The sequence below is a fragment of the Ectothiorhodospira lacustris genome, from assembly GCF_022227785.1.
In the GTDB taxonomy this organism is placed as follows: Bacteria; Pseudomonadota; Gammaproteobacteria; order Ectothiorhodospirales; family Ectothiorhodospiraceae; genus Ectothiorhodospira; species Ectothiorhodospira lacustris.
The window spans coordinates 17,080-31,635 of the sequence record NZ_JAJNQM010000037.1 but is presented as its reverse complement, the minus strand read 5'-3'; the positions used below and the strand labels follow the sequence as shown (position 1 = coordinate 31,635).

Annotated in this window: 16 protein-coding genes and 1 tRNA gene; all 17 read right to left on the bottom strand. The window is 64.3% G+C overall.

What is annotated here, in order from left to right; genetic code table 11:
- Positions 1 to 938 precede the first annotated feature (938 nt).
- Positions 939 to 1,014: transfer RNA gene (locus LQ952_RS08870), tRNA-Lys, on the bottom strand.
- Positions 1,015 to 1,165: 151 nt separating this feature from the next.
- Positions 1,166 to 2,434, bottom strand: a complete 1,269-nt coding sequence (locus tag LQ952_RS08865; RefSeq protein WP_238622303.1) for a YeeE/YedE family protein — start codon at positions 2,432 to 2,434, stop codon at positions 1,166 to 1,168.
- A 200-nt stretch (positions 2,435 to 2,634) separates the two neighbouring features.
- The gene (gene queC / locus LQ952_RS08860; RefSeq protein WP_238622302.1) at positions 2,635 to 3,306 is read right to left on the bottom strand and encodes a 7-cyano-7-deazaguanine synthase QueC; all 672 of its coding nucleotides are present in this window, start codon (positions 3,304 to 3,306) and stop codon (positions 2,635 to 2,637) included.
- Between the two features lie 100 nt (positions 3,307 to 3,406).
- Positions 3,407 to 4,057, bottom strand: a complete 651-nt coding sequence (gene queE, locus LQ952_RS08855) for a 7-carboxy-7-deazaguanine synthase QueE (RefSeq protein WP_238622301.1) — start codon at positions 4,055 to 4,057, stop codon at positions 3,407 to 3,409.
- The gene (gene ybgF / locus LQ952_RS08850; protein WP_238622300.1) at positions 4,054 to 4,884 is read right to left on the bottom strand and encodes a tol-pal system protein YbgF; all 831 of its coding nucleotides are present in this window, start codon (positions 4,882 to 4,884) and stop codon (positions 4,054 to 4,056) included. Before ybgF ends, queE begins: the two co-directional genes overlap by 4 nt.
- Positions 4,885 to 4,892: 8 nt before the next feature.
- Positions 4,893 to 5,468, bottom strand: a complete 576-nt coding sequence (pal, locus tag LQ952_RS08845; protein ID WP_238622299.1) for a peptidoglycan-associated lipoprotein Pal — start codon at positions 5,466 to 5,468, stop codon at positions 4,893 to 4,895.
- An 89-nt stretch (positions 5,469 to 5,557) separates the two neighbouring features.
- A complete protein-coding gene (tolB, locus tag LQ952_RS08840; RefSeq protein ID WP_238622298.1) occupies positions 5,558 to 6,850 on the bottom strand; it encodes a Tol-Pal system beta propeller repeat protein TolB in 1,293 nt (430 codons plus the stop codon).
- A 23-nt stretch (positions 6,851 to 6,873) separates the two neighbouring features.
- Positions 6,874 to 7,854 (bottom strand): cell envelope integrity protein TolA, encoded by a 981-nt coding sequence (tolA, locus tag LQ952_RS08835; protein WP_238622297.1) that lies wholly within the window; start codon positions 7,852 to 7,854, stop codon positions 6,874 to 6,876.
- Positions 7,855 to 7,858: 4 nt separating this feature from the next.
- Positions 7,859 to 8,314 carry a protein TolR gene (tolR, locus tag LQ952_RS08830; protein WP_238622296.1) on the bottom strand — a complete coding sequence of 152 codons (456 nt, stop codon included), beginning with the start codon at positions 8,312 to 8,314 and terminating at the stop codon, positions 7,859 to 7,861.
- Between the two features lie 49 nt (positions 8,315 to 8,363).
- The gene (gene tolQ / locus LQ952_RS08825) at positions 8,364 to 9,065 is read right to left on the bottom strand and encodes a protein TolQ (RefSeq protein ID WP_238622295.1); all 702 of its coding nucleotides are present in this window, start codon (positions 9,063 to 9,065) and stop codon (positions 8,364 to 8,366) included.
- Positions 9,062 to 9,493 carry a tol-pal system-associated acyl-CoA thioesterase gene (gene ybgC, locus LQ952_RS08820; protein WP_238622294.1) on the bottom strand — a complete coding sequence of 144 codons (432 nt, stop codon included), beginning with the start codon at positions 9,491 to 9,493 and terminating at the stop codon, positions 9,062 to 9,064. Before ybgC ends, tolQ begins: the two co-directional genes overlap by 4 nt.
- A gap of 36 nt (positions 9,494 to 9,529) precedes the next feature.
- Entirely contained in the window at positions 9,530 to 10,612 is a 1,083-nt protein-coding gene (gene ruvB / locus LQ952_RS08815; RefSeq protein WP_238622293.1) for a Holliday junction branch migration DNA helicase RuvB, read from the bottom strand.
- A gap of 9 nt (positions 10,613 to 10,621) precedes the next feature.
- Entirely contained in the window at positions 10,622 to 11,230 is a 609-nt protein-coding gene (gene ruvA, locus LQ952_RS08810; RefSeq protein WP_238622292.1) for a Holliday junction branch migration protein RuvA, read from the bottom strand.
- On the bottom strand, positions 11,227 to 11,745 hold the full coding sequence (ruvC, locus tag LQ952_RS08805; protein WP_238622291.1) for a crossover junction endodeoxyribonuclease RuvC: 519 nt from the start codon (positions 11,743 to 11,745) through the stop codon (positions 11,227 to 11,229). The genes ruvA and ruvC overlap by 4 nt, the downstream gene beginning before the upstream one ends.
- Positions 11,742 to 12,488, bottom strand: a complete 747-nt coding sequence (locus tag LQ952_RS08800) for a YebC/PmpR family DNA-binding transcriptional regulator (RefSeq protein WP_238622290.1) — start codon at positions 12,486 to 12,488, stop codon at positions 11,742 to 11,744. The genes ruvC and LQ952_RS08800 overlap by 4 nt, the downstream gene beginning before the upstream one ends.
- A gap of 92 nt (positions 12,489 to 12,580) precedes the next feature.
- A complete protein-coding gene (locus LQ952_RS08795; RefSeq protein ID WP_238622289.1) occupies positions 12,581 to 13,915 on the bottom strand; it encodes a BamA/TamA family outer membrane protein in 1,335 nt (444 codons plus the stop codon).
- A gap of 38 nt (positions 13,916 to 13,953) precedes the next feature.
- Positions 13,954 to 14,553 carry a DedA family protein gene (locus LQ952_RS08790; protein WP_238622288.1) on the bottom strand — a complete coding sequence of 200 codons (600 nt, stop codon included), beginning with the start codon at positions 14,551 to 14,553 and terminating at the stop codon, positions 13,954 to 13,956.
- Positions 14,554 to 14,556 lie beyond the last annotated feature (3 nt).

Genomic DNA, 14,556 nt, shown 5'->3' with positions numbered 1-14,556 from the left:
ACCTCGCCGTAGGAATCCTCTTCCTTCAGGGAGAGGAGGACGTCAACCAGGAAAACCACGAAACACTGGCTGCCTTCCGAGTCCGTTTCAGTGATTTTCAAGGGCACCTTGGCAAAACCATGCGTGCTGTCGCCATTGAAGAAGACCTAAATCCGTGAAGAGCTTCCGGAGAATTTGATTATTTTGCTTTAAAAACAAAGAGATGCATAAGAAAATAAGCGCATTCCATTGCACCAGCTAGGTGAACCCACATGCCCCGCCAAGCGCCGCGCCTGGAACAGTCCCCTCGCCGCACCCTCACTGCCCATGCGGGCTTGGTCTTGATGGGAGAAGCCATCAGTCCTGCGCGGACCGCAAGGGACCTCTGGGGATTGTCATTGCGGGTATTTGCCCATGAGCGCCAGTCGACGGGGTTCATGCCGAGAAGGGCGCTGTTCCCGAGGATGGCGCCTCGGGATGACTTGGGGGTGGTGAAAGTCCCTTACATAAAGGGAAGTGATAGCCCGGACAAAAATGTATCCCTCGGAGCGGAAGAACTAACCTGAGGGCGGCCACAGTAAAATCTCCAATGCCCCCTTATTTACAAAAAAGAGCATTCTGTTCTGTGAAGTAACAGACTGCCGGCGTCGCGTGCAGTCCGTACCGGGCACAGCCCGGTCCACGACCCTCCAGCCATTAGCCATTAGCCGCTAAGCGGCATCTACAGACTCGGGACCGTGTGTGCGTTTGGCAAAGCATTTTCTTCGCTCTGCGAGGAAAATCACAAAATGCCACGCAAAAAAGCACCTGAAAGCCCATCAACCATAGGGGCACAGGGGCAGTAACAGATCGATACGGATCGCGGCAGCGCGATGGCCGCTTAGGTGCCACAGCGACGCCCGGCACCATAATCCTGAAATCATCGGGAGCGGGAGGGTGGCGTAAGCGCCTGATTTAAATGGTGGGTCGTGTAGGATTCGAACCTACGACCAAGAGATTAAAAGTCTCCTGCTCTACCAACTGAGCTAACGACCCACTGGGAGGGATGTTCCAGGGTTTTGGTTACCCCTGGAAAGGGCAGGTATCTTACTGGATTTTCCGGGAAGTGCAAGTTTTTTTGCAGGAAAGGTCACCCCCCTCATCCCCGCCTCTTCTCCCCCTTGGGGAGAAGGGCGGAAAATAACGGCTACATGGCCTCCAGCTTTCTGAGTCGGGCGGGCAGCAGGCGCAGGTCCACCAAGCCGGTGACAAAGGCCTTGAAGAAGGTGGCTTCGTCTTCGTAGAGCATCTTGTAGTACTGGATCTTCATGGTCATGGCTGCGCCCAGGACGATGGCGCCGAAGGTGAGAAAACCGCCCAGGGCCAGGGTGGAGATGGCGGTGATGCCCTGGCCGATGGTGCAGCCCATGGCCAGGACACCGCCGAAGGCCATCAGGATGGCGCCGATGACGTGGTTGAAGAAGTCCCTCAGGGAGGCAAACCATTCCACCCGGAAGGCGCCTGAGACCATGGCCCAGAACAGGGAACCCACGATCACCCCCACCAGGGCGATAACGCCGATGTATAGCAGGGTGGCGTCGAAACCACTGCCCGCATAGCGCAGGGTCTGCCCCATGGGATTAATGAAGGTGAAGGACTGGGCGGCCCAGGGGGCCGCCTCGCCGGGGCGTCCGTCCGGATCATCGGCCAGGAAGTCCCAGTCCTGGACATAGCTTTGCAGGCTGTGCCGACCGTCCATGCCGTCGTCGATCTGTACCGTGCTGGTAACGTACCAGGCCCCGACGATCACCAACCCCACCACGAGGCCGCCGAGGATGTTGTCGAAGCTGCCTCGGAAGTCCGCCTTGCGGAAGATCAGGAACAGGGCCGCCGCGCCGATCACAAGACCGATGATGAGTCGCGCCATCGCCCCATGTTCGTTGCCGGCCACGAGGGAGCCCAGGTCCTGTTGGGACGACAGGCTGATACTCAGGGGATTGGTCCAGGGGTAGAACAGCAGGGAATAGAGGGTGTGGGCGGTACCCGGGAACGGATTGATCATGAAGTAGGCGATCACGGCGATGATCAGCAGCACCATGATGGACTTGATGTTGCCGCCGCCAACCCGTACCAGGGTCTTGTTGCCGCAGCCGCTGGCCAGGGTCATGCCGATGCCGAACATCAGGCCGCCCAACAGGTGCTCCACCCAGGCGAACTGAGGTGAACGGTAGGGAGGAAAGGCCCCATCCGCGCTGATGAGGCCGAAGGCCTCGAACAGGATCACCCCCAGCATGGCGACGGTTATGGCCAGGAACCAGGATTTCATGCGCCCGGTGTCCCCCATGTTCACCCAGTCGGAGACGGCACCCATGGTGCAGAAGTTGGTCTTGTTGGCCACCGCGCCGAGGATGAAGGCCAGCACGAAGATGGAGGCCAGCACGGCGGCGGCGGCGGTGGGAAAGCTCTCGAACAGCATGGATCTCCTCCTGGGGCCCCGGGGCCGGCTGCCAGCCGGCGGCTAGGCTTGCCTTGGGTGCAGGTCGGTCTTGTTCCGAATCGGACCGCCGACTTGATTCTTGTCATGTCGGCGTCATTGTGCAACAGGCCGCTGACCGGGACATTCAGTGTTTTGTATGTCCGGATCAGTTTTCCTGGTGTAGAGGCCGTCGGGCATGTTCAGGGGCGGTAGCGGGTGACGTCGGGGATGCCGGCGTCGGCGAAGCCCTTGGCCCGCAGGCGGCAGGCATCGCAGGTGCCGCAGGCGCGTCCCTCGGCATCGGCGCTGTAGCAGGAGACGGTGCGGGAGAAGTCCACGCCCGCGGCTACGCCCCGGCGGATGATCTCGGCCTTGCTCAGGTCGATGAGGGGGGTGCGGATGCGGATGCGATCCCCTTCCACGCCGGCCTTGGTGGCCAGGTTGGCCATGGTCTCGAAGGCCTGGATGAACTCGGGGCGGCAGTCCGGATAGCCGGAATAATCCACCGCGTTGACGCCGATGAACAGGTCCCGGGCCTTGAGCACCTCCGCCCAGGCCAGGGCCACGGCGAGAAACACGGTGTTGCGGGCCGGGACATAGGTGACGGGGATACCGTCGGAGAGCTGGTCCGGGACTTGGATGGTGTCGTCCGTGAGGGCGGAACCACCGAACAGGCCCAGGTTCAGGTCCACCACCCGGTGATCCGTCGCGCCCAGGCTGCGGGCCAGTTCCGCCGCTGCCGTCAGTTCGGCGCTGTGACGCTGGCCGTAGCGGAAGCTGAGACAGTGGCAGGCAAAACCATCGGCCTTGGCCAGGGCCAGGACGGTGGCCGAGTCCATGCCGCCGGAGAGTAGGACGACTGCGTTTTTCATGGTTACTCCGAGAGACTGGATTCCCGCTTTCGCGGGAATGACGGGGTTGGGTTGGTATCGTCACTCCCGCGAAGGCGGGAGTCCAGGGGGGGGGGCGCTTTCATCGACCCCGGGCGTCATCCCAGAGCCATTTGTGGAGCTGGATCTGGAAACGGACCGGTAGGCGGTCCGCCAGGATCCATTCGGCCAGGTCGCGGGGCGATAGACGATCGTGTACGGGGGAGAACAGGATCTCCGCCCGGGACGCCAGGTCGTGGGTCTGCATTACCTCCCGTGCCCACTCGTAGTCGGCACGGTCGCAGAGGACGAACTTGATCTGGTCCGCCGAACCCAGGCATTGCAGATTCTCCCAGCGGTTGCGCCCGGACTCCCCGGAGGCCGGTGTCTTGAGGTCCATGACCTTGATGACACGAGGGTCCACCGGGGCAAGATCCAGCGCCCCACTGGTCTCAAGAGACACCTCGTGGCCGGCATCACACAGGGCGGTGAGCAGGGGCAGACAGTCCGGCTGGGCCAGGGGCTCGCCGCCGGTCACACAGACATGGTGAACACCGTACCCGGCCACCTGCGCCAGGATCTGCGTCAGGGTCATCCAGGAGCCGCCGGTGAAGGCATAGGCGGTATCGCAATAACCGCAGCGCAGGGGACAGCCGGTCAGACGTACGAAGACCGTGGGCCAGCCCACGCTGCGGGACTCCCCCTGCAGGGAGAGAAAGATCTCGGTGATGCGCAATCGACCTACCACGGTCACGAACGCCCTGCCTCGTTCATGCGCTGCAGCCGCTGTTCCGCCAGCCGGGCCACCGAGCTGCTGGGGTTCTGATCCCGAACCTGGGTGAGTACACGCCGGGCCTCGGCCCATTGCTCCAGCTCATAGTGGGTGAAGCCCTGCTTGAGCAGGGCGTCACTCCCCTTGTTGCTGCCCGGATAGCGTTCGTTCACCAGCTTGAACTCCGCCAGGGCGCGGGGAAAATCACGGGTCACATAGTAGGCCTCGGCAATCCAGTACTGGGCATTGGATGCCAGGTTGCCATTGGGAAAACGCTCCAGGAAGCCGCGAAAGGCGGTGATCGACGGCTCATACCGACCTTGCCTGAGCAGCTCGAAAGCGGCCTGATAGGCCGCCTGCTCCGACGCGGGATCGCTGTCGGTGCCGACGATCACTTCGCCGAAGGCCGCCCCATCGCCCTGATCCACGGCAGCGGCAGCCCCATCCGGCAATGTGGCGGGCGCCGCCCCGGAGGCGGGTGCAGGCGCGGAAGATCCGCCCCGCTCCAGGTTTTCCAGGCGTCCGTCCACGTCCAGGTACAGGTCACGTTGACGGGCCCGCAGCCCCTCCAGCTCATGGCGCAGGGTTTCGGATTCACCCCGCAGCTCCCTCACATCCCGGTCCATGGCGTCCACCCGCTGCATCAATTCCATCAGGGCCTCGCTTTCCAGCAGCCGTTCCAGACGCTCCAGGCGAACGTCCAGTTGCTGCATGCGCTCCTCCAGCGCCGCGGCCTGGGCGCGGCTCTGGGCCTGAACGGGGGACAACGGCGCTGCCAGCAGCGCCGTTACGACCAGAACAGCGGTCATCGATCCCTTCATCTGCGGTGCCCCTCATAGATCAATTCCACCCGGCGGTTCTGCTGCCAGGCCTGTTCACTGCTGCCCATGGCGGCGGGCATCTCTTCACCATAGCTGATCACCTGGATCTGGTCACCGGACGCCCCCTGCAGCAACAGCATGCGACGCACAGAATGGGCACGGCGCTCGCCCAGGCCAAGGTTGTATTCGCGAGTGCCGCGCTCATCGGTATGACCTTCAAGACGGATGCGGGTCTGTGAATTGCGGGCCAGATAGGCACCATGAGCCGCCACCACGTCGACGAAGTCGGCACGGACATCGTCACGGTCGAATTCGAAATAGATTACTCGCTGGGACAGAGGGCTGGAGGGATCGGACAGGGCATCGGCCGTCAGGCGGCCATCGCGGCCCAGGGGGGTGGTTTCACCCGGGTAGCGGTCGCCCGGGGCGCGGCCATCGTCATGGACATCACCCACCAGCACCGGATCGGTGGTTGCAGTCTTGTCCACCGAGGCACAGGCGCCCAGAGTCAGGAGAACGATGGCCATCAGGACGAACAGCAGGGAACGACTAATGACATGGGAACTGCGCATTGAGGTAATCCTCGGGGTATCGGTTAGGTTGTTAAATGCCTTGATCCCGGAGGATCAAGGGGTACTGCATCTGAACTTCGGTGCTCGATTTACTCACGAAACGGCGACCAGGCGGGTTCTCGAACCTCGCCCTCCTGCAACACCAGACGCTGGTGGACGCGGCCGTCTTCGCTGACCGCCGCCAGAATACCCCGGCCGCGCTCGGAGGTCGCGTAAATGATCATGCTGCCATTGGGGGCAAAACTCGGAGCCTCATCGGCACGGCCATCGGTCAACACCCGGAACAGGCGGGTCTGGCGGTCCAGTATGGCGATGCGAAAACCACCGCCGGCACCATGCACCATCGCCACGCGACGCCCATCCGGGGAAATGCTGGCGCCGCCGTTGTAACGTCCTTCAAAGCTCAGGCGCCGGGGCTGGCCGCCGGTGACCGGCACTTCATAGAGCTGGGGCTGACCCGCCCGGTCCGAGGTGAAGACCAAAGAGCGGCCATCGGGCATCCAGGCCGGTTCGGTGTCGATGGACCGGCTTTGGGTGACGCGGGTGACCGAGCGGTCGGCGAGATTCATCACATAGACGTCGGGAGCCCCGTCCCTGGACAGGGTCAGTGCCAAACGCCGGCCGTCCGGGGACCAGGCCGGGGCACTGTTGATGCCCTCGAAGGCAGCCAGACGGGTACGATCCCCGCCGTCCACGTTCTGCACGAAGACCTCGGAACGGCCGTTCTCGAAGGACACATAGGCAATCCGGCGACCATCCGGGGCCCAGGCCGGGGACAGGATGGGCTGGGCGGAGCGGAAGATGGTGCGCGGATGATGACCATCCGCATCGGCCACCTGCAGGGCAAAGCGGCGCTCACCGCCCTGCCCAGTGACGCTCACATAGGCCACCCGGGTATCGAAAGCCCCCCGCTCACCGGTCAGGCGCTCGTAGATGATGTCGCTGATCATGTGGGCGGCCCGGCGCAGGTCGGCCCGTTCCACTGGGATGTTGTAGCCGGTGAGCTGGCGCCCACCGGCGACGTCGAAGAGCTGGAACTGGACGGAAAAACGGTCGGCTCCGGTGGATTGCAGACGGCCGATGACCACGTAATTGCTGCCCTGACCGCGCCAGGCGGGGAAGTCCAGCTCATCGGCCCGGGTGGGCCGCTGGGGCATGGTCTGCCGATCCACCGGGGCAAAACGCCCGCTGCGGTGGAGATTGGCACCGATGATGGTGGCCAGGTCTTCGGGGACCTGGGCTTCGCCCTGCCAGCCGAAAGGCACGATGGCGATGGGCATGGCCCCTTCCACGCCCTGGGTGATGCGGATCTCCAGGGCGGCCTGTCCCGCCAGGGGCAGACAGAGCAGCAGCAAAAAGATGACGTGTCGGATCTGAATCATGACCGGTATCTCATGGCCCCCGTTCAGGCGGGCTCGAAGGTGAATCGGATCTCGCGGGCAAAGACATCGGGGCTGGGCGGACTTGGCAAAGGCTCGGCCAGGCGCACCGCCCGTTCCACGGAGTCGCAGAAGGCCCGATCGCCCGAGCATTGTTCCACCCGGACTTCGTGGAGGTAGCCCCCCGGGGCCTGGCGAATGAAGACCACGGCACGGTAACCGGACTGATGACCGGCCGAACGGTGCCAGCGGCTTTCCACGGCGGCGCGGATGGCGGCCATGTATTCATTTTGTTGGCCCTGCCGGACGGCGGCCTGACGCCGGGCGGCCTCTTCCGCCTGCTGGCGGCGCTGTTCGGCGGCCGCTGCCTCTTGCCGACGGCGCTCCTCGGCGGCCCGTTCTTCCGCCAGACGCTGTTGGCGCGCCTCTTCGGCCTTGCGCTGTTCTTCCGCTTTGCGCTGTTCATCGGCACGGCGCTGTTCTTCCGCTTTGCGCTGTTCATCGGCACGGCGCTGCTCTTCCGCCTTGCGCTGTTCATCGGCACGGCGCTGTTCTTCCGCCTTGCGCTGTTCATCGGCACGGCGCTGGCGTTCCGCCTCCTGCTGTCGAGTCTCTTCCTGGCGACGGGCCGCTTCAGCCCGCTGCTGTTCTTCGGCGCGCCGTTGTTCCGCCGCCTGGCGGACCTGTTCCTGGCGTTGGCGCTCGGCCTCCGCCTGACGTTGCCGTTCTTCCTGTTCTCGCCGCAAGGCCTCCTGGCGCTGGCGTTCCGCCTCCGCCCGGGCTCGCTGCTCGGTATCCCGCTGCTGCTGTTCGATGCGGTCGAAGGTGCGACCATCCACCGCCACCGCCTCGATGACCTCCACGGCGGCATCCGGATTGGCCTGCAGAGCGCCGGCCTCGTCCCGGGACTTGAAATGAATATTCAGTCCCAGCAACACGAACAGCAAAAGGTGGATACCGAGGATGCCCCCGAACAGACCATAATGTCGGCGCAGCAGGGACCACATGGCATCAGCGGTCCCTGGCCGAGACATCGGGGGGGTCGGTGATCAGTCCCACCCGCTGGGCACCGGCGGACTGGACGCTGACCATGGCATCCACCACTTGACCGTAGTCCACGAAGCGGTCCCCCCGCACGTAGACCTGGGTCTGCGGATGCTGCCCCAGCAGGCCGGCCACGATCTCACGCAATGTCTCCCGGTCCAGGGGGACACCCACCTGGGGCCCCTGATTAAGGCTCAGCTGCCCGTCGCGGGTGACGGTGACCACAATGGCCTCCCGTTGGCTGGTTTCATCCTGCAGCGGCTGGGCATCCGCCTCCGGCAGGTCCACCTCCACGCCCTGCTGCAGCAAGGGTGCGGTGACCATGAAGATGATCAACAGCACCAGCATCACGTCGATGAAAGGCACCACGTTGATCTGGGACATGGAGCGACGACGCCCCGTGCGACGGGAGGCTACCGCCATGGCGGCGGCCCCCAGGCGATCGCGTCAACAGGATTTGGGGCGCGCAAGTTCATGCCTCGACCTCGTCCCGTTCGCGACCGCCCATCTGACGCTGCAGCAGGGTGGCCAATTCCTCGGAGAAGTTGTCGTAACGGGCCATGAGACGGTCGATATCCGAGGAAAAGCTGTTGTAGGCAATCACTGCCGGGATGGCGGCAAACAAGCCCAGGGCCGTGGCGATCAGCGCCTCGGCAATGCCGGGGGCCACCATGGCCAGGGTGGCCTGCTGGGCCCCGGACAGCCCCATGAAGGCATGCATGATGCCCCATACCGTGCCGAACAGGCCGATATACGGGCTGGTGGAACCCACCGTGGCCAAGGCGTTCAGGTACGACTCCAGCCCATCCCCTTCCCGGGAGATGGCCACCCGCATGGAACGCTCAGTGCCGCCGGTCACCAAGACCCCGACCGTGGGATCCCGCAGCTGCTTGCGCCCGCGCAGGAATTCCTTGAATCCAGCGGCAAACACGTGCTCCAACCCGGAGACCTCCGTCTTGCGCCGGATGCCGTCATACAGGTGGGTCAAATCCACGCCGGACCAGAAACGCTCCTCGAACTCGTCCGCCACCCGGCGGGCCTCCCGCAGCACCCGCCACTTGAGGACAATGATCATCCACGAGAACACCGAGGCCAGCACCAGGATCAGCATCACCAACTGGACGATGAGGCTGGCGTCCAGGATCAGGCGGTACAGGGAAAGATCGACACTCACTGCTCAGGGTCTCCGGCGGTCATGGCGTCCACAATCAGGTCAGGGAGGGGGCGAGGGGCAAATTTCCCGGCATCGAGACAGGCTATCTTGACCTCGCCGTGGTTCAACAGTTCCGGTGTCTTGGTCTCATAACGGCGCCAGATCTCATGCCGGATCACCAAGCTGGCCCGGCGCCGATCCGTGACCCGGGCGGTGACATGCAGCAGGTCGTCAAGCACTGCCGGGCGCAGATACTCCAGGGAGGCGGCGCGTACGGCAAAGATCACCCCCTGCTCCTGCCGCAGCCGTTCCTGGCTGATCCCCAGGTGGCGCAGCCATTCGGTGCGGGCACGTTCCATGTACTTGAGGTAGTTGGCATAGAACACCACGCCGCCGGCATCGGTGTCTTCGTAGTAGGCGCGGACAGGCCAGACAAAAGCGGGGCTCATGGTGGGGGATGGGGGTGTGTCAGGCACGGAGATCGGTCACAGTTTGGGGTTTTCAGGGCTTGAATCCGTCACCGTAGCGGCGGATTCAAACAGATCCGGCAGGGCGACCCGGGCCTCCAGGGCCGAGGGCACTCGCAGACCAAAGTGCCGGTAGGCGTTGCTGGTGGCCATGCGGCCGCGGGTGGTGCGCATGAGAAAGCCCTGCTGAATCAGATAGGGCTCGATCACATCTTCGATCGTCCCTCGTTCCTCCCCCAGGGCTGCCGCCAAGCTGTCCAGCCCCACCGGGCCGCCATCGAATTTCTCGATCACCGACAGTAGCAGTCGCCGGTCCTGGGCATCAAAACCATGGGCGTCCACATCCAGCAGGTTCAGGGCACGATCCGCCACCTGGGCGCTGATAATGCCATTAGCCTTGATCTGCGCATAGTCCCTGACGCGCCGCAGCAGACGATTGGCAATTCGGGGGGTACCACGGGCACGGCGGGCGATCTCCACGGCCCCCTCCCCGTCCAGCTCCGCCCCCAGGATACGGGCGGAACGGCGCACGATATGGGCCAGATCCTCGTTGGAATAGAACTCCAGGCGCTGGACAATGCCGAAGCGGTCCCGCAGGGGTGAGGTGAGCAGACCAGCGCGGGTGGTGGCGCCCACCAGGGTGAACGGAGGCAGGTCCAGCTTGATGGAGCGGGCCGCCGGGCCTTCACCGATCATGATGTCCAGCTGGAAGTCTTCCAGGGCCGGGTACAGCACCTCCTCCACCACTGGGGAGAGCCGGTGGATCTCGTCCACAAACAGCACATCATGGGGCTCCAGGTTGGTCAGCAGGGCCGCCAGGTCGCCAGGGCGTTCCAGCACCGGGCCGGAGGTCTGGCGCATGTTCACCCCCAGTTCCTGGGCGATGATATGGGACAGGGTGGTCTTGCCCAGCCCCGGCGGACCGAAGATCAGCACATGGTCCAGGGCCTCGCCGCGGGCGCGGGCGGCGGAGATGAAGATCTCCATCTGTTCCCGGGCCACCGGCTGACCCACGTAGTCCGCCAGACGCTGGGGACGGATGGAGCGTTCCAGGGTTTCATCGTCGGGGGCGGTGTCGGCACTGATGATGCGCTCGGACATGTCACATTACTACTTGTTGAGGGTGGACTTGAGGGCCAGCCGGATCAGCTCTTCGCTGGTGCGGGCCTCATCCTCCACCAGACTGACCAGGCGGCTGGCCTCCTGAGGCTTGTAACCCAGGGAGATGAGGGCCGCCACCGCGTCGGAGACCGGGTCCGCCGGACGCGGCGTCGAGACGCCGCCGGTCATGCCGGGCAGGATGGCCCCCTCTCCCAGTGCCGCCACCCGGTCGCGCATCTCGATCACCAACCGCTCCGCCGTCTTGCGACCGATACCCGGCAGGCGGGTGAGCTGGGTGATGTCGTTGTCCATGACGCAGCGGCTGAAGGCCTCGGTGGTCATGCCCGAGAGGATGGCCAGGGCCATCTTGGCACCGACACCGCTCACCCGGATCAGGCTACGGAACAGGGCCCGCTCCCGCGCACCGGCAAAACCATAGAGGACATGGGCATCCTCGCGCACATGCAGATGGGTGTGCAAGGTCACCTCGGCCCCTTCCGCCGGCAGGTCATAGAAGGTGGATAGGGGGGCCTCCAGCTCATAGCCCACGCCCTGCACATCCAGCATCAGGTGGGGGGGCTGCTTGTGGATCAGCACACCACGCAGTCTTCCGATCATCGGGATCTCCTCACATACCCCGCCGGCAGGCGGGACAAGGTGGCCTGGGTATGGGCGTGGCACAGGGCCACCGCCAGGGCATCGGCGGCATCGGCGGCGGGCCGAAAGGCCAGCCCCAGAATCATGGTGACCATGTGCTGCATCTGGGTCTTGTCGGCGGCACCGGTCCCAACCACCGCCTGCTTGATGGATCGGGGGGCATACTCGGCCACGGCCAGCCCGCCCTGCACCGCCGCGCAGATGGCTGCCCCCCGCGCCTGCCCCAACTTGAGGGCAGAGGCGGCGTTGCGGGAGACGAAGACCTGTTCAATAGCCATCACCTGGGGCTGGTGGCGGGCCACCAGCTCGGCGACCGCGACCAGGATATGGCCCAGACGGGCCGGCAGGTCCTCGCCCCTGACACGGATGCAACCGCTGTCCACATGGGTACTGCGACGGCCATCGGTATCGACGATGCCGTAGCCGGTGACCACCGAGCCCGGGTCGATCCCCAGGATGCGTATGGGTGCCGTCACAGGGCCTGCATGACCTCATCGGGGAAGTCGGCATTGGTGTAGACGTTCTGCACATCGTCCAGGTCGTCCAGCATGTCCAGCAGCTTGAGCAGGGCCTTGGCCGTGTCCGTGTCCGCCACGCTGCTGCCGGTGGCGGCACGCATGGTCACCTCGCTGCGCTCGGGCTTGAGCCCCCCTCCGGTCATGGACTCACGCACGGCGTCATAGTCTTCGGGGCTGGTCAGCACGTCGATGGACCCGTCGTCGTTCACCAGGATATCGTTGGCGCCGGCCTCCAGGGCGGCTTCCATGACCTGCTCCTCATCGCTGTCGACGGGATAGCTGAGAATGCCGGTCTTCTCGAACAGATAGGCCACGGAGCCGTCGGTACCCAGGTTGCCGCCGCACTTGCTGAAGGCATGACGCACTTCGGAGACGGTGCGGTTGCGGTTGTCGGTCATGCAATCCACCATGATGGCGACACCACCGGGCCCGTAGCCTTCGTAGCGCAGTTCCTCGTAGTTGACCCCTTCCAGCTCACCGGCGCCCCGTTTGGTGGCACGATCGATGGTGTCCTTGGTCATGTTGGCATCCAGGGCCTTGTCCACCGCCAGTCGCAGCCGGGGGTTGGTGGCTGGATCGGACCCGCCCATGCGGGCCGCCACGGTGATTTCCTTGATGAGCTTGGTGAAGAGCTTGCCGCGCTTGGCGTCCTGGGCATTCTTGCGATGCTGGATATTCGCCCACTTACTATGTCCGGCCATGTGATGTCTCGTTGTCTGGTTCGATCAGAAAAGGCGGGGCGAAAAGGATACTGGAATAGCGGCACCGATGCACCGCACCGCGCCTGGCCCGCTCAGAAGGTATGACTGGTGCCCGCATAGACCCGGGTCTCGCCGGTGGTGAAGGCATAGGCGTAGTCCAAGCGCAGGTGGGTCCGCACGAACCAGCGCAGGTTGATTCGCATCCCCAAACCTGCACTGCCATGGACATCCGCCAGGTCGATGTCATCCCGCTCCCAGACCCCCCCCAGGTCCATGAAACCCACGCCGCGCACGGCGGTATTGCCCATGATCGGCTTGAGGTACTCCATGTTCAGCAGCATGAACACATCCCCTTCCCGGTAATCCCGGGGATATCCGCGCAGATTGCCCCCGCCCCCCAGGGCATAGGCCTCGTCGCCGAAGGGTGTGCCGCTGGCGATACCAAAGCGGGCCTGATAGTTCAGGTTGGCGGACAGGGGGTCATCGCGCCAGGGACGGTAGGCGCGATAGAACAGATCCAGCCGCTGATGGGATCGTCCTGCCCCGAGGACATCGCTGCCCCAGGAAAAACGCGCCCCGTAGGCAACACCCTCCCGCCTCACGCCCAGGTCATTGACCTCAGAAAAGGTCAGACTGCCCGACCAGCTCACGTCTTCACCATCCCGGGGAATGGTCGCGCCCTCTTCCAGGGCACGATAGCGCCGGCCGTCCCAGGCGATCCCCAGACCCGCTCGCCAGCCGGCACTGGGGCCACGGCGATCCAGCCAGCGACTGATGGAGAGACCCACCTGGCGGGCATCTTCCCGGTGTGGGCCGTATTCGCCGTCGTCGGATTCGGACTCCAGGGTGTACTGATCCTTGAAGGAGATGTTCAGCCCCCAGGCGGTCCAGGGCAGACGGGGGATGTCATAGTCCACGCTCAGGGTGCGGGACTCTTCTTCCGTAGTGTCACTGCCGGCGTCTTCCCACTCGGCCAGGATGCGCAGTTCCTGGTTGAGTCCCAGCAGGTTGTCGACGCGCAACTCGCCGCCAAAGCGCAGATCTCCGTCGGAGGTCCGGCTCAGTCGAGGCAGGGGAAAGAGATAGTATTTTTCCTCCAGCACGTAGGTCACCCGGATCTCTCCGGCTGCCTCATCCGTCCTGGCCGTCACGGTCTTGAACAGTCCCAGGTTCATGATGGCCTGCCGGTCACGCTCCAGTTGGCGGGCATCCAGGACATCCCCCGCCCTGAGCACCGTTTCCTGCAGCAGCACGGATTCCCGGGTGATACGCCGACCTTCAAAGCGAATATCCGAGATCAGCAACCCCTGATGGACACGGGGCGCCGCCGGGGTGTCATCGGGGGACTCGACTGCCCAGGCCGCGCCGCTCAGCATGACCAGCAGGATACAGAGCCCGACTCCAATACGTCCCAGCATCTCGATCATTCAGTCCCGCCCTCATCAGTACCTCCACCCGTCACCCGTCACCCGTCACGCCAGGTTTCTCCCAGACGCCTGGCGACAAAAATGGCCACTACCGCCAACACTAGCACGACGACCAGAGAACCATAGAAACCCAGGTAGGGTTCCAACAGGTTCCACTTGGCACCCAGGACATAGCCGGTCAGGGCCAGCACGGTATTCCAGGCAAAGGTACCCAGGAAGGTCAGGCCCACGAAACGGGCCAGGGGCATGGGCAGCAGGCCGGCCGGGATGGACACCAGGCTGCGCACGGTGGGAATCAGACGCCCGCCGGCCACGATCCAGTTGCCGTGGCGACCGTAGATCTCCAACACCCCGTCCAGGTCCGATTCCCGCATCAGCAGCCAGCGGCCGCGTCGCTGCAGCATGCCGCGCACCCGGGTCTCCCCCACCCGGCGCACCATCAGATAGATCAGGGTGGAACCCAGGGTCCCGCCCAGACTCCCCGCCAGTACCGCCCACCAGAGCCCCACCATCCCCTCGTGGGCCAGGAAGCCGGCAAAGGGCATGAGGGCCTCCGGGGCCAACACGATCAGGAACAGACCCAGGGCCCAGTAGCCATATGTCTGGATGGCATCAACCACCAGTTCGGTCAGTTCCATGGC

Excerpts from the sequence above, each read along its gene's own strand:
- ybgC (WP_238622294.1), bottom strand. The coding sequence starts at position 9,493 with ATGAGCCCCGCTTTTGTCTGGCCTGTCCGCGCCTACTACGAAGACACC.
- LQ952_RS08865 (WP_238622303.1), bottom strand. The coding sequence starts at position 2,434 with ATGCTGTTCGAGAGCTTTCCCACCGCCGCCGCCGCCGTGCTGGCCTCC.
- tolB (WP_238622298.1), bottom strand. The coding sequence starts at position 6,850 with ATGATTCAGATCCGACACGTCATCTTTTTGCTGCTGCTCTGTCTGCCC.
- ruvA (WP_238622292.1), bottom strand. The coding sequence starts at position 11,230 with ATGATCGGAAGACTGCGTGGTGTGCTGATCCACAAGCAGCCCCCCCAC.
- LQ952_RS08795 (WP_238622289.1), bottom strand. The coding sequence starts at position 13,915 with ATGATCGAGATGCTGGGACGTATTGGAGTCGGGCTCTGTATCCTGCTG.
- LQ952_RS08790 (WP_238622288.1), bottom strand. The coding sequence starts at position 14,553 with ATGGAACTGACCGAACTGGTGGTTGATGCCATCCAGACATATGGCTAC.
- queC (WP_238622302.1), bottom strand. The coding sequence starts at position 3,306 with ATGAAAAACGCAGTCGTCCTACTCTCCGGCGGCATGGACTCGGCCACC.
- tolA (WP_238622297.1), bottom strand. The coding sequence starts at position 7,854 with ATGTGGTCCCTGCTGCGCCGACATTATGGTCTGTTCGGGGGCATCCTC.
- pal (WP_238622299.1), bottom strand. The coding sequence starts at position 5,468 with ATGCGCAGTTCCCATGTCATTAGTCGTTCCCTGCTGTTCGTCCTGATG.
- ybgF (WP_238622300.1), bottom strand. The coding sequence starts at position 4,884 with ATGACCGCTGTTCTGGTCGTAACGGCGCTGCTGGCAGCGCCGTTGTCC.
- LQ952_RS08800 (WP_238622290.1), bottom strand. The coding sequence starts at position 12,488 with ATGGCCGGACATAGTAAGTGGGCGAATATCCAGCATCGCAAGAATGCC.
- tolR (WP_238622296.1), bottom strand. The coding sequence starts at position 8,314 with ATGGCGGTAGCCTCCCGTCGCACGGGGCGTCGTCGCTCCATGTCCCAG.
- ruvB (WP_238622293.1), bottom strand. The coding sequence starts at position 10,612 with ATGTCCGAGCGCATCATCAGTGCCGACACCGCCCCCGACGATGAAACC.